The 13,782-nt window shown below is 41.8% G+C and carries 11 protein-coding genes; 8 read left to right on the forward strand and 3 right to left on the reverse strand.

All coding sequences use genetic code 11. The features are described 5' to 3' along the window. Positions 1–158: 158 nt before the first annotated feature. From LCM09_RS06835 to LCM09_RS06845, 3 genes are read left to right on the forward strand one after another with little or no spacing between them, the layout of a single operon-like run. The gene (locus LCM09_RS06835) at positions 159–1,307 is read left to right on the forward strand and encodes an iron-containing alcohol dehydrogenase (RefSeq protein WP_224879853.1); all 1,149 of its coding nucleotides are present in this window, start codon (positions 159–161) and stop codon (positions 1,305–1,307) included. A gap of 23 nt (positions 1,308–1,330) precedes the next feature. After that, a complete protein-coding gene (locus LCM09_RS06840; protein ID WP_224880128.1) occupies positions 1,331–2,722 on the forward strand; it encodes a DUF3360 domain-containing protein in 1,392 nt (463 codons plus the stop codon). An 18-nt stretch (positions 2,723–2,740) separates the two neighbouring features. Beyond that, positions 2,741–4,156, forward strand: coding sequence for an NAD-dependent succinate-semialdehyde dehydrogenase (locus LCM09_RS06845; RefSeq protein ID WP_224880130.1), 1,416 nt, complete (start codon positions 2,741–2,743; stop codon positions 4,154–4,156). 106 nt (positions 4,157–4,262) lie between these two features. Here the strand turns inward: LCM09_RS06845 and LCM09_RS06850 are convergent, their stop codons facing one another. Together LCM09_RS06850 and LCM09_RS20960 are read right to left on the reverse strand one after the other, a co-directional pair. Next, complete coding sequence (locus tag LCM09_RS06850) at positions 4,263–5,531, reverse strand: LysM peptidoglycan-binding domain-containing protein (protein ID WP_224879855.1); 1,269 nt, start codon at positions 5,529–5,531, stop codon at positions 4,263–4,265. Positions 5,532–5,690: 159 nt separating this feature from the next. Further along, positions 5,691–6,200, reverse strand: a complete 510-nt coding sequence (locus LCM09_RS20960; RefSeq protein ID WP_404800785.1) for a TM2 domain-containing protein — start codon at positions 6,198–6,200, stop codon at positions 5,691–5,693. 320 nt (positions 6,201–6,520) lie between these two features. Here LCM09_RS20960 and LCM09_RS06860 point away from each other — a divergent pair, with 320 nt between their 5' ends. The 3 genes from LCM09_RS06860 (at position 6,521) to LCM09_RS06870 (ending at position 9,953) form a co-directional block, all read left to right on the forward strand. Then, a complete protein-coding gene (locus LCM09_RS06860; RefSeq protein ID WP_224879857.1) occupies positions 6,521–7,879 on the forward strand; it encodes a GntP family permease in 1,359 nt (452 codons plus the stop codon). A gap of 155 nt (positions 7,880–8,034) precedes the next feature. Continuing rightward, a complete protein-coding gene (locus LCM09_RS06865; RefSeq protein WP_224879859.1) occupies positions 8,035–8,460 on the forward strand; it encodes a hypothetical protein in 426 nt (141 codons plus the stop codon). A 293-nt stretch (positions 8,461–8,753) separates the two neighbouring features. Continuing rightward, positions 8,754–9,953, forward strand: a complete 1,200-nt coding sequence (locus LCM09_RS06870; RefSeq protein WP_224879860.1) for a DUF819 family protein — start codon at positions 8,754–8,756, stop codon at positions 9,951–9,953. Positions 9,954–10,120: 167 nt separating this feature from the next. On the opposite strand, the gene LCM09_RS06875 is transcribed toward LCM09_RS06870, so the two are convergent. Then, positions 10,121–10,705, reverse strand: coding sequence for a YdhK family protein (locus tag LCM09_RS06875; RefSeq protein WP_224879862.1), 585 nt, complete (start codon positions 10,703–10,705; stop codon positions 10,121–10,123). Positions 10,706–10,895: 190 nt separating this feature from the next. Between LCM09_RS06875 and LCM09_RS06880 the strand changes: the two genes are divergently transcribed. Next, positions 10,896–12,005: a peptidase S8 gene (locus LCM09_RS06880; RefSeq protein ID WP_224879864.1), complete on the forward strand. Its 1,110-nt coding sequence runs from the start codon at positions 10,896–10,898 to the stop codon at positions 12,003–12,005. A 304-nt stretch (positions 12,006–12,309) separates the two neighbouring features. After that, a complete protein-coding gene (locus LCM09_RS06885; protein WP_224879866.1) occupies positions 12,310–13,410 on the forward strand; it encodes a S8 family peptidase in 1,101 nt (366 codons plus the stop codon). The last annotated feature ends 372 nt before the right edge of the window (positions 13,411–13,782 follow it).

The raw sequence follows: 13,782 nt of genomic DNA on the forward strand, positions 1-13,782 counted from the left end.
TCATTGTTCTTTTTTTGAGTAGAATACTACTCAATTTAAAAGCTTTTTTACAATATTTCGAACATAACCCGAAACAAAGCCCTTACAAACAAGGGAACTAATAAGTTGGCATGGGAATTGCAACGTCTATAGACAAATGCTTGAAAGGAGAATGTCGTTTGTCTATCTCAACGTTCAAAATCGCTAACAAATTAATTACTGGTAAAGGGGCGACTGAAAAACTTACAGAAGAAATTAAGCGCTTACAAGTAAAAAATCCGCTTATCGTCACAGATGAAATTCTAGAAAAAATAGGGATTGTTGATCAAATCACCCCACTATTAAAAGAGATACAGTATGACGTGTACACAGGGGTAAAGCCTGATCCCGAACTCACCATTGTTGAAGAATGTACGGGGTTATTTACCGAAGGAAATCATGATGCATTAATCGCAATTGGCGGAGGAAGTGCGATTGATATCGCAAAAAGCGTTTCAGCATATGCCGGGTATGAAGGTTCATTATCGGATCTTTTTGGGACAGACCTCGTGCCAGAGAAAGGAGCACCGATTATTGCGCTGCCTACTACAGCTGGAACTGGATCGGAAGTAACCAATATTTCCATTCTATCTGACTCGGAGGCGCAGCTGAAGAAAGGGATCGTAAGTGATCACCTCCTCCCAGATGTTGCGATCGTAGCACCCGAAATGACGTTAAGCATGCCAAAATCCGTGACAGCTGCAAGTGGAATCGATGCACTCGTGCACGCGATAGAAGCATATATTTCCGTTCACGCTTCTCCGATTACTGATGCACTTGCGATTCAAGCAATCAAAATGATCTCAGTAAACCTTCCGAAAGCTTATGCAAAAGCCGACAACGTCGAAGCTCGAGAACAGATGGCAACAGCGAGCTTAATGGCGGGCATGGCATTTGGAAATGCAGGTGTAGGAGCTGTTCACGCACTCGCTTATCCTCTAGGTGGTCGGTACCATATTCCGCATGGCGTGAGTAACGCTCTTCTTTTACCTTATGTGATGGAATGGAACAAACTCGCTTGCGTGGAGCGTTTTAGAGACATCGCGACTGCTTTAGGTGAACAAGTAGAACACCTCTCAGATGCTGACGCTGCGACAAGTGCCGTAGAAGCGATGAAGCGCTTATGCACGTCCGTTAACATCCCATCAGGATTGCAATCATTCGATATTCCAGAATCCGCTATTACGGAGATGGCAGAAGACGCGAGCAAGGTGGAACGTTTGCTGAACAATAACCCTCGTCAACTTAGCAAAGATGATATTGAAGAAATCTATCGATCTGCGTATTAATAATACTGAGATAAGGGGGATTTATTATGTGGAAAAACCGAAAAGATGGTGAGGAATCACCGTACATCCCGATGGGGCCGTTTAAATTAAGGCTCCCGTTCATTCATTATAAATTTGAATGGCCTGATTATGTACAAGGCCTTCTGATGTGTGCTGTCGACTTAGCTGCCATCCCATTAATGATCGAACTATTAGGCATGCCGTTTGAAGTTGCGTTAGCTGTCGTTCTATTGAACGGTTTACTTTATTTAACGCATCATCTCCTTGGAGACCCTGTTGTTCCTGGATGGATTACACCTGCCATTCCACTAATCATGGCATATGTATCGACGTTCCCAGAAGGAGCAGAACGGGTTCATGCCCTCGTCGCCTTTCAGCTGACCTTAGGGTTGTTCTCTATACTCCTCGGTTCGACTGGTCTTGCGAGAAAAGTTGTCGCCTTCGTCCCTCCTGCTATCAAATCAGGGATTATATTAGGAGCTGGATTTGCGGCAGTTATTTCTGTATTTGAAGTCGGCGGTCGATTTGAATCGTTCCCGTGGACGATCTCGATCGCTGTAGGTATCGCATTTTATATCATTTTCTCAAAACACTTCAATCGTCTTAAGAACCAGAGCTCTATTTGGGGATTAATCGGTAAGCTCGGAATTTTCCCTATCATCATCCTGGCCGTCATTATTGGACCTCTTTTTGGAGAAGCGCCATGGCCAACGATCGAATGGGGGCTAATCAACCCTGACTTCGGAACACTTTGGAGTGAGTACACAGTCTTTGGACTCGGATTCCCGCCACTCATGTTATTTGTTACGGCAATTCCTACCGTTCTTGCAGCGTATATCGTTCTCTTCGGTGACGTCCTGCAAAGTAAGGCGCTCGTCGAAGAAGCGGAAGATTATCGTAGAGATGAGAAGATCGATTACAACCCGAACCGTGCTCATATGATCTTCGGTGGACGTAACACGATTATGAGTATTTTAGGACCCGATGTAACGATGGCTGGACCATTATGGGCAGCGATGCAAGTTGTTGTCATCGAACGTTTTAAAGAAGGAAAGAAAGCGATGAACTCCATCTTCGGCGGATCAGGATCATTCCGTTGGGGAACGAATACAGGTCTACTCTTACTCCCAATCGTAAGCTTAGTACAACCCATCCTCGGAATCGCACTAGCCTTAACTCTTTTGATTCAAGGTTATGTAAGTGTAAAAGTCGGAATCCTCGAATCACGTAGTAACCGTGACCTTGGAATAGCTGGAATCATTGGAGCGGTCCTTGCTACAAAAGGAGCTGCGTGGGCGTTTGCAGTCGGTATCCTCCTCACATTCTTAATCTATGGAAAGAACTTTTTCAAAGGAGAAAACGACGAAATCTTTACAAAAGACATTAAAACTGACGACGAAAAGAAAATTTCGTAAAACAGTAGGAGGATTATGATGAAACCATACTATATGCGAATTAATAATGAAGAAATAGGCGCAAATCTGCCAACAATCGAGATTACTGATCCTGCTACATCAGACGTTATCGGAACAATTCCTAACGGAGGTAAAACGGAAGCGTCGATGGCAGTGGACGTAGCACATCATGCGTTTCGCCCATGGTCTCAAATTTCTGCTTTTGAAAGAAGTGCCTACCTTTCTAGATGGCATCACCTTATCAATGAACATAAAGAAAATCTCGCCCGGACGATGACACTCGAACAAGGCAAGCCTCTAAAAGAAGCACGAGGGGAAATCGACTATGCGAATGGCTTCATTTCCTGGTATGCAGAAGAAGGGAAACGAGTGAATGGGGAGCAGCTGCCTGCGATCCAACAAAACAAGCGACTATTTGTAAGTAAGCAGCCGGTAGGTGTCGTCGCAGTCATTACACCATGGAATTTCCCGGCTGCGATGATCACTCGAAAAATAGCACCAGCATTAGCGACAGGCTGTACGGTAGTTATCAAACCTGCTGAGCAAACGCCAATTACAGCGTTGAAATTAGCAGAACTTGCTGAGGAAGCTGGTATTCCAAAGGGAGTGATTAACGTCGTCACAGGTGACGCGAAATCGATCGGAGAAGCATGGTTAGAAGACGAGCGTGTGAGAAAACTAACATTCACAGGCTCAACCGAAGTTGGAAAGCTACTCATGAAAGGATCAGCGGAAACGGTTAAGAAAATATCCCTTGAATTAGGAGGCCACGCACCAGCAATTGTGATGGATGACTGTGATCTTGATAAAGCTGTCGACGGGGTCATCGCATCAAAATTTCGAAATTCAGGACAAACATGCGTCTGCACGAACCGAATCTACGTACAAGAATCGATTTCAGGCTTGTTCACCGAACTTCTAGAAGAAAAGGTGAAAGAGCTCAAAACAGGAAACGGTCTTAATGAAGATGTCCAAATTGGCCCGCTAATCGATCAATCTGCTATCGAAAAAGTACAAAGCCACATTGAGGATGCACAATTAAAAGGAGCTTCACTTATTTCCGGTGGTGCAAAAAACGGGTTGTTTTATGAACCTACGATCTTAACTGATGCGACTGACGAGATGCTTTGTATGAAAGATGAAACATTTGGTCCACTAGCTCCAATCGCTACATTCAAAACAGAAGAAGAAGCGATTGAACGAGCGAACAATTCTATCTATGGACTTGCTGCGTACTTATTTACAGAGAATCTAACGAGAGGGATCCGTATTAGCGAACAGCTGGAGTACGGAATTGTTGGGCTCAACGACGGTGCCCCTTCCACTCCTCAAGCTCCATTTGGAGGCTTTAAGCAAAGTGGACTTGGACGTGAAGGTGGACATCATGGAATTGAGGAGTATTTGGAAGTGAAGTATATTTCGATAGGGTTGTAAGAAGATAATCTATTGAAAAAAGGTAACTTTCTTTTTTTAAAAGCACTTAATCAAACGTTTGATTAAGTGCTTTTTTATACTATAGAATATATCTTATTATTTCTAGTTATTTCATTACTAAAAGATTCTTCCCAACATAAGCCCAGTTCTGTGGAAACGAAAAGCGTAATCGCCAATAAGTCGCCCCCAACAAGTTATAAGCTTCCATCTGCTTATACTTCCAAGTGATACTCCGAATGTCCTCGAACCAGACAATATGCTCACTGTTCGGCAATCGATAACGGTAGTGAGGAGCTTGCGCAACCTCATCATAGGTAATAGGAATCCACGAATCAATCGCTCGGTTTTGAGCGATTTGCATTGGAATCATTCCAGCCACTACCTCAGCCTGAATTGGTACTATCCAATCATAGCCGTAAAGACTCATCGCAAGCATGATCTTGCGCCGGTTAATCTGTCCTGTTGCATACATCAACACCTGTTCAACCCACCAAACAGGCGCTATTGGGTCTGGCGGGCCGATCGCATATCCATAGTCAATCGTCATAATTGAAACGATATCTACAATCGCACCAGTGGCCTTGTAATCCAAAAAGCCAACCAATCGATTCGTTGCCATATCGCTGCTTTTCGCATGCGCGTTGAGCTGGAGGACTAGAGTGCCGAGCCCGTTCTTTAATTCTCTTAAGAATGCTGTAAAATCATTTCTTCTCTCAGGAGGAACGAATTCAAAATCGATGCTAACACCTGCATATCCTTTTGCTTTTACTACTCGAACGAGGTTTTGAACCAATACAGTTCTTTTTTCCTTATTTTGAAGAACATCATTTGCTAAACCGGGACTGAACATGTTCCCTTCATAATTACTAATCACCAGCAACGGTTTGATGTTTAATTCTTTCGCCCTTTGTAAAATCAGCGCATCATCTATCCCAATTAATTCCCCGTCTCTTGTGAAGGAATACGTGAATATCGCTAAATAGGTGATTGATGCAGCAATTTTAGTAAGCGTATCAAGGTAAGGAGTACCAGCTAACGCATCAAAGAAGACTAAGGATTGCATCCGGTATTTTTCTAAAGAAGGAATTCGCACGCGTAACCCGATTGGGAGAGCGTTAGGATCAAGAGTTGGGTTAGCAGCGATAATCGCTTGAATGGAAGTGTTGAATTGTTGAGAGAGTTTCCAATACGTATCTCCTGGCTTAATTTGATAATACTGCTCAGGAAGAGATTGGTCAGGGATATATAAGTTCAACCCTGGAACGAGACGATTCGAAACGAGTCCGTTAACTGCTTTTAGTGTTGGTATCGGTACACCATAAGCCGCTGAGATCCGCCATAAATTATCTCCTGCTTTAATCGTATGGATTGCCATTCGATCCCCCCCTTCATTTAAAAGTCTATAATGACAGTCTATTTTGAGCTGGCGCTTTTCATGAAGGCTATCTGTGTCTACCATCTACAAGAACCTAAAAAAAACAGCCTTCCCGTTACTGGGAAAGACTGTTTAGTTTGATATGTACATACATTACCGTTATGCTGCCCGTCTAAAATAGTTACGATCATGCTTTGCTGCGAAAGATTCGTGGTGTGAAAACAAATATATTACGCCTTCGATGAAACCAATGATACCTGGGATATATGTCCAAGAGAATAACAGATAAATAATCCCCCATCCCCATCTTCCTAAATAAAACTTATGAGCTCCGAGAGAACCTAGCAAAATCCCTAAGACACCTGCAGTAATTTTACTTTTCGTGTAGACTGGTACCCCCATACCATTTGAACCACTTGAACTAGCAGCAGAACTGGCTGCTCCGCCACCCCCACCAGCATTCATGAAGACCATTGGGTTAGAATTATTCTTGCTGTCTTCCAACTTCTCAATCTTGCTTTGATTCTCAGTGATCATTTCGCCAATACACGTTTTACAATAATTCTTTCGCTTCACTTCAGTATTACATTCTTGGCATATAAACTTTCCACAACCTACGCACGTACCTACAGATGCCTGATTCTCATGAATATAACAGTTAATCCCCATAGTAATGCCCCCTTAGATTACCAGTACTAACAATTTCTATTATATACTAAATAAAGGAAATATTTGGGGTGAATCTAAGAATAATTCACATCTTTTATCATTCGATGTACCTGTGTATTCGAACCTCTTTCAATTCTTAATGATCAATGAGTTTAGCTATGAAAAAGGTTACTTTTTAATAAAAGTCACTCAAACGCTTTAAAATGTAAACGGATTCATATAGTGTTATCACTAAACGTTAAACGGAAGTTTTAACTAAATGTGAAAACAACACCACTGTTTAATGAGCACTACAGCAAGAGTATTAAGGAGGAACTACTATGCAAGGACCACTATTATTTCTTGTCATTTTATTAGGAGTTGGATTCATCGTTTTTGCAACAGCCAAGCTTAAGCTTCACCCATTTCTATCCCTACTATTCGCAGCTTTTGGGGTCGGCCTCCTATCAGGATTGCCACTTCCAGACGTCATCGAAGCTGTAAATGGTGGTTTCGGCGGGTTGATGGGCTACATCGGAATTGTAATCGTAGCCGGTACCATCATCGGAACGATTCTTGAACGATCAGGTGCCGCACTTAGAATGGCCGAAGTCGTCCTAAGAATCGTTGGAGAGAAGCGCCCTCAACTTGCGATGTCATTGATCGGTGCTATCGTCAGTATCCCCGTCTTCTGTGACTCAGGATACGTTATTTTATCCAGTTTAAAGAAAGCGCTTGCGAAGAAGGCGAAAGTCGCTCTCGCTTCAATGAGTGTTGCTCTAGCTACTGGTTTATATGCAACACACACTCTTGTGCCACCAACTCCAGGTCCAATTGCCGCAGCTGGGAATATTGGGGCGAGTGATTATTTAGGAACGATCATCATGATTGGTATTATTGTGGCCATTCCTACCATTTTAGTTGGGTACTTATGGGCAATTAAAGTAGCTAGTAAAATCGAAATCGAGGGCGAACATGATGACGAGGGACTTAATTATGATGAGATCGTTAAAAGCTTCGGAGAACTCCCATCTACTGTTAAATCATTTGCGCCCATCACGCTACCTATTCTATTAATCGGCAGTGGTTCATTCGTTAGCTTCGCAGGTTGGACTGGAACATTCGCAGACGTCCTACTCTTTCTCGGTTCGCCGGTCGTTGCTCTCCTCGTGGGCGTACTCGTTTCCTTTACATTAATGCCTAACCTTAATGAAGAAACATTAACCGGGTGGGTTGGAGATGGCATTAAAGATGCCGCACCGATTCTATTGATTACTGGTGCAGGGGGAGCATTTGGCTCAGTCATTAAAGCGACTCCAGTTGCAGGATTGATTCAGGGTCTTGCAGACGGTGGACTTTTAAACGGCGCATTCGTCTTAATTATTCCTTTTATCATTGCTGCAGCATTAAAATCTGCCCAAGGCTCTTCTACAGCAGCAATCGTTGTAACGTCAACTCTCATCGCACCATTACTACCAGGAATGGGCATCGATGGCGCAATTCCATTAGCACTCGTAGTTATGGCAGTAGGAGCTGGTGCAATGGTGGTCAGTCATGTGAACGACAGTTACTTCTGGGTTGTGACAGAATTTAGTGGCATGAAAGTCACCGATGCTTATAAAGCACAAACAATGGCGACACTCGTCCAAGGTTTGACGGCTATCGTGTTTACAATGATATTGTGGATTGTATTGGTTTAACATAGTGAGGCAGTTTTCAATCAAAGTTTGATTGAAAACTGTCTCATTCATGTTTTAAGGCCAACCTATACCGTTTCATCTAAAAAATAGTGGGAATATAACAGTTGATGGTTTAAAATAGGGCAAAGCTTCACAAAAAGGTAGTGATAAAGAACATGTTATATATATGGGATGTTGAAAAGATCATTAAAGATACATTGGAAAAGCACCAGTTAGATATTAATTATGAATTCAATAACGATCTGAAATCCCCAATGAGTTACAACGTATCAACAAATACGATCAAGTTTAACTATTTAGAAATAAACGGGTATGTAGCAAAAGTGAATGTTGGCTTAAAAGAAAATGAAGAAAACATCGCACTCATTTTGCTCTATCATGAGATCGGCTATTACTTAGACTTTAAGAAGCACAGACACGACTTGAGAATACTAATGTATGAAGATAAAGAAGTTCAACAAAAGCTACTGAATGAAATTGAAGAAAACGCTTGGGAATTCGGGCGTAAATTAATTCCTGATTTCTTAAAAGAGTCCTATGATAGAGTGCGGGAGCTCGATCAGCAGTTTCAGAACAGTTAAATCAAGACTGTCAGCTCATGTCACATAAAAAGCAGTGGTTAATCAAACGTTTGATTAACCACTGCTTTTTGTTTGTGGCAATACTCTTAATTAACTTTCAGCCTTCACTTAAAATACTAAGGATTATATTTTCTTCTTTCCTCAAATACAGAAAAAACAATGAGACAAATTACCATACTATTAGCTAAGATGTACCTGTCTCAAGATCCTTCCTATATGCTATACTTTTCGAATGTAGCTTTATAACCCAACATAACTACTTCTAAGATTGAACAGAAAAGGAGAAACACATCATGATACTTGCACAAGCTCTTATCCAACAACCCATGGCGATTTTTGCTTATTTAATCGCAATTGTCGGAATTGTATTTATGCTTTCGACAGTTCAATATGCACCGCTGAAAAAGTTCTTCGGCTATTTGCCACCGTTAATTTGGATGTATTTCTTGCCGATGCTCTCTACGACATTCGGCATTATCCCTCAAAGCTCAGACTTATACAGCTTCTTGAGCACATATATGCTCCCAGCAGGTCTATTGCTATTAATGATCAGTACAAATGTACCGGCAACGTTCAAGCTTGGCGGAAAAGCCATTCTCGTATTCTTAGCAGGAACACTTGGAGTCGTGATAGGTGGACCAATTTCATTCTTCCTTTTCCAAGGTATCCTTCCTGATGAAGCATGGCGCGGTGTCGCCGCCCTTGCAGGAAGCTGGATTGGTGGATCTGCTAACATGGGTGCGATGATTGAAGCATTTCAAACTCCGGACGATATCCTTAGCCCGATCATCTTAACAGATACACTCGTTGGAATCGGCTGGATGGGTGTAATGATTTCACTTGCTAGTTACCAGGAACGTTTTAACAAATGGAACAAGGCGGATAACTCCACGATCAAACGTGTTAATGAAGATATCGCAACAGATGTAGAGGAAAATTCCAAGCCACTACAATTGCCACAGCTGTTTGGGATCCTTGCTATTGGTGTGGCTGGGTCTTACTTGATTCGTCTATTTGCAGATCTTTCTTTCATTCCGAAGTCAGATGTGATGAGCACGTCCACATGGACATTCCTTATCATTACAGCCGTTGGTATTCTTCTATCCTTTACGAAGGTTCGTAACCTTGAGTACTACGGTGCTAGTAAATTCGGTTATATGGGAATCTACTTATTCCTAACAGCGATCGGTGCTCAGGCAAACTTGATGGACATCGTTCAAGCTCCTCAGTTTATTCTGATGGGAATGGTATGGCTCTCGATTCACGTACTATTTATCTTTATCGCTGCACGCCTCTTACGTGCACCACTGTTCTTCGTAGCTGTTGGTTCACAAGGAAATATCGGTGGTACGAGCTCAGCACCGATTGTGGCTTCCGTCTTCCAGCCAGCGCTTGCTCCTGTTGGATTGTTAATGGGGATACTCGGTAATGTGGTCGGAACGTATGCCGCACTTCTCTGTGGTCAGCTCGCGCGGATGATTGCAGGAGGTTAATAGAAACAGGGAAGAGTTCTGCGGGTACCCTGCTTAAACTTAAAATAAAACCAGGAGGCTAATCCACACGTGGTTAGTCTCCTGGTTTTTTTAATTATGATCTTTGGAATTTTAATTGTAAGTGAAGCATGAAATTCGTTTTCGCAATGTCCGCATCCTATTAAATGTTATTCTGCAGATAACTCATCTTCTGTCACCCATTTGTGATTCGTTATTTTTTCGCCTCCAGTCGTTGGCTTAAAATCGATCATGTAAACAGTCGTTTGTTCGGCAGATTCTATTACGGCGCTTGCTCCCTCCATGCCTTCCATGTGTGAAGCCTTAATGGTAACTTCCGCTCCTGTATCGAGAGGTTTCTCACCACTTTCTTCAATCTCTTCATGGATAACCCACCTATGGTTTTCTACTCTTTCTCCACCTGTAGTTGGAGTATAAGAAACAACATAGGCGGTCGTCTGGTATGCGCCCTTAATCGTTGCTTCAGCGCCTTTCATACCTTTCATATGATCTGCTTGGATAATCGCTTGGTTTCCAACTTCAAATGCTGGGTTTTCTGCCTTCTCTAAATCATTAGGGACCTTCGAAGAACCCGAATGGTTCATATCATCCATATTACTTTCAGAGTTCGACTCAATATTGGCTTGTGATTCACTATCTTCTTTACTCATGTTCTCATTGCTTCCTGAACATGCAACAAGAATGAATGTAAATACAAGAATTGTAGTTGCTAATAGAATAGACTTATTTTTCATAAAAAAACCTCCTGAATTTTTCTACAACTGTAAGTTTATACAGTAGTTCATTTCTAACATTACCTTCTAAATATGTGGAAATTGTGCAGATTAGTATATTTCACAAATTAAACCCAATTCCCATAAATACCCAAACAATCTATCAATCTACTGAATAAACTAGTAATGCCTTACAAACATAGGAGGTGTTATGATTACTATGAATTATTTACCTGATCAATTTATCATCAGGTTTAAAGCTGGTGTTACACCAAGTACTGCGCTACAGATCATTTCACGAGTTGGTGGTCTTACTGTCATCGATACAATCCCAGTGCTAAATGTGTATGTTGTTTCAGTGGATCCAGCTTTGTTGAATATCAAAATGACAATCATCTCAAACTTTTCCGGTGTGGAGTATGTTGAATATAATGGCATTTTAAATGCTCAGCTCACACCGAACGACCCTCTATTCCCTCAACAGTGGGGGCTTCTAAAGATAAATTCTGTAAGAGCCTGGAACGTGACACGTGGTTCAACACTTGTGAATATTGCAATTCTCGATACCGGTGTTCAAACGAACCATCCTGATTTAGTGGACAAGATTATTTTAAGTCAAAACTTCTCAACATCTGCCACATCGGAAGATTTGAATGGTCACGGAACACACGTAGCTGGAATTGCAGCAGCTACAACCAGAAACGACCTTGGAGTCGCTGGACTTGCGATTAATCCGAAAATCATGAATATAAAAGTATTAGACGATAGTGGAAGCGGATCCTTCAGCGATGTTGCTCAAGGCGTTATCTATGCAGCAGATAACGGAGCAAAGGTAATCAACTTAAGTCTCGGCGGACCTTCAGCAAGTGCCACTCTCCAAAATGCCCTTCAATATGCTAAAAACAACGGTGTGCTTAACGTTGCAGCCGCTGGCAATGACAACTCTAGTAACCTATTCTTCCCTGCTGCCTACGCGCAATGCCTTAGCGTAGCAGCCTTAAACCAGGATGATACAAAGGCTGCTTTCTCAAATTACGGTGCTTCATGGGTCGATGTTGCGGCTCCTGGAGTCAGTATCCTATCTACCCTTCCAACTTATGCAAATAGCCAGGGTGGAACAGACTATGGTTCCTTATCTGGTACCTCGATGGCTACGCCATTCGTCTCTGGACTCGCAGCACTCATGCTCTCTCTAGATCCGAATGCTACCAATGTTCAGAATGCAATCGAGACAACAACTGTGCCGATAAATGGGACAGGTTCTCTCTATCAGAGGGGTAGAATCAATACGTATGCGGCCTTGTTGAACATTTCTCAATAAAAGAAAGATAGGACAGTCGAATGATTCACTAACTAAAGAAAAACAGGGAACCGACGAAGACGGTGCCCTGTTTTCTTTATACGAATTCATCAAACTCAATAATTTAGAAGGAGATTTATTGAAACCCTTTACCAATGAAAGATTAGAAGAATTTGTTGCATCAAGAGCTAATTCATAATATTTTCATTAACTATTTTAAACTCTTTTATCACTTTTAACCTATTTTGTACCCTTCCCCAATCATTAAATAATCTTATGAATAAACTAGTAATGTCTTACAATGATAGGAGGTGTATCTATTACAATGAATTATTTTCCAAATAGATTTATAATTGGATTTATACCCGGCGTTTCAAGGCGACGTGCTCTAGAAATTATTCAACATGTTGGTGGTCTTACTCTTATAGATGAAATACCAGTACTGAACGTCTATACTGTAGCAGTTGATCCCCTTCTCTTGAACATTAAAATGACAATTCTCTCTAACTTTTCCGGAGTTGAGTATACCGAGTATGATGGCATCGTAGACACTCAGTTGACACCGAATGATCCCCTCTTCCCTCAGCAATGGGGCCTTCTGAAAATAAACTCTGTGAGAGGATGGAACGTTACACGTGGATCAATATTTGTGAATATCGCTATTTTAGATACTGGTGTCCAAACAAGTCATCCTGATTTAGTGGACAAGATTGTATTAAGTAAAAACTTCTCAAATTCATCAACATTTGAAGACTTACAAGGTCACGGAACGCACGTAGCAGGAATTGCAGCTGCTACGACGAAAAATGACCTTGGTGTAGCGGGACTGGCCATTAATCCGAGAATCATGAATGTAAAGGTATTAGATGATAACGGAAGCGGAGCCGTTAGTGATGTTTCTCAAGGCGTTGTTTATGCGACAGATACTGGAGCAAAAGTCATCAATATGAGCCTTGGCGGTACTTTATCTAGTAGAACTCTTCAAGATGCAATCCAATATGCGAAAGACAATGGCGTGTTGGTCGTTGCTGCTGCAGGAAATAGCAATTCAAACGACCTATTCTATCCAGCCGCATACCCCCACTGCCTTAGCGTAGCAGCTTTAAACCGAGACGATACGAAAGCGTCGTTTTCTAATTACGGCTCTTCCTGGGTCGACGTCGCCGCTCCTGGAGTCAGTATCCTATCTACTCTTCCAACCTATGAGAATTCAACCGGTCAAACCAACTACGGTATCTTATCAGGCACATCGATGGCTTCACCATTTGTAGCTGGCTTAGCAGCGCTGATGCTCTCTCTTGATGCGAACGTTAACAACGTTCAAAATGCGATTGAGACTACAACTGTTCCGCTAAATGGGACAGGATCCCTTTATGAGAGAGGTCGGATTAATACGTATACTGCTTTGTTGAAAATTAAAGGATAGAATAAGTGGAACGGTTCTTTTAATTTATTTGCTTACAATACCCGACTAAATGAGCGATCAATGTAAATTGGTTAGCTCATTTGGTGTTTTACTAGGGAGACAAAGGGAACAGTTCGCAGGCAGTTTTCTCGCTCCAACAATAACCTAGAAAAAAACGCAACCACGGTTTCATTTGAATACTCTTGTTTACTGGAGAGCAATTATAGTAAAACCAAGTACGACCATAAAACATTCTGTCCAATAGAGTTTTATACTTACTTCTTAATATGGTTTCAATATTTATCCTCCCAATTCAACACCTAAATGTATTGAATATGCTCATTTAACACTTTCTAATTAAATGACATTGCACATGTCACCAATATGGATTTA

This window comes from Guptibacillus algicola, from assembly GCF_020171805.1.
Taxonomy (GTDB): domain Bacteria; phylum Bacillota; class Bacilli; order Bacillales; family Guptibacillaceae; genus Guptibacillus; species Guptibacillus algicola.

Bases quoted from the DNA above. Each gene is read 5' to 3' on its own strand.
- LCM09_RS20960 (WP_404800785.1), bottom strand. From the start codon at position 6,200: ATGGGGATTAACTGTTATATTCATGAGAATCAGGCATCTGTAGGTACG.
- LCM09_RS06850 (WP_224879855.1), bottom strand. From the start codon at position 5,531: ATGGCAATCCATACGATTAAAGCAGGAGATAATTTATGGCGGATCTCA.
- LCM09_RS06875 (WP_224879862.1), bottom strand. From the start codon at position 10,705: ATGAAAAATAAGTCTATTCTATTAGCAACTACAATTCTTGTATTTACA.
- LCM09_RS06870 (WP_224879860.1), top strand. From the start codon at position 8,754: ATGATACTTGCACAAGCTCTTATCCAACAACCCATGGCGATTTTTGCT.
- LCM09_RS06845 (WP_224880130.1), top strand. From the start codon at position 2,741: ATGAAACCATACTATATGCGAATTAATAATGAAGAAATAGGCGCAAAT.
- LCM09_RS06860 (WP_224879857.1), top strand. From the start codon at position 6,521: ATGCAAGGACCACTATTATTTCTTGTCATTTTATTAGGAGTTGGATTC.
- LCM09_RS06885 (WP_224879866.1), top strand. From the start codon at position 12,310: ATGAATTATTTTCCAAATAGATTTATAATTGGATTTATACCCGGCGTT.
- LCM09_RS06880 (WP_224879864.1), top strand. From the start codon at position 10,896: ATGATTACTATGAATTATTTACCTGATCAATTTATCATCAGGTTTAAA.
- LCM09_RS06865 (WP_224879859.1), top strand. From the start codon at position 8,035: ATGTTATATATATGGGATGTTGAAAAGATCATTAAAGATACATTGGAA.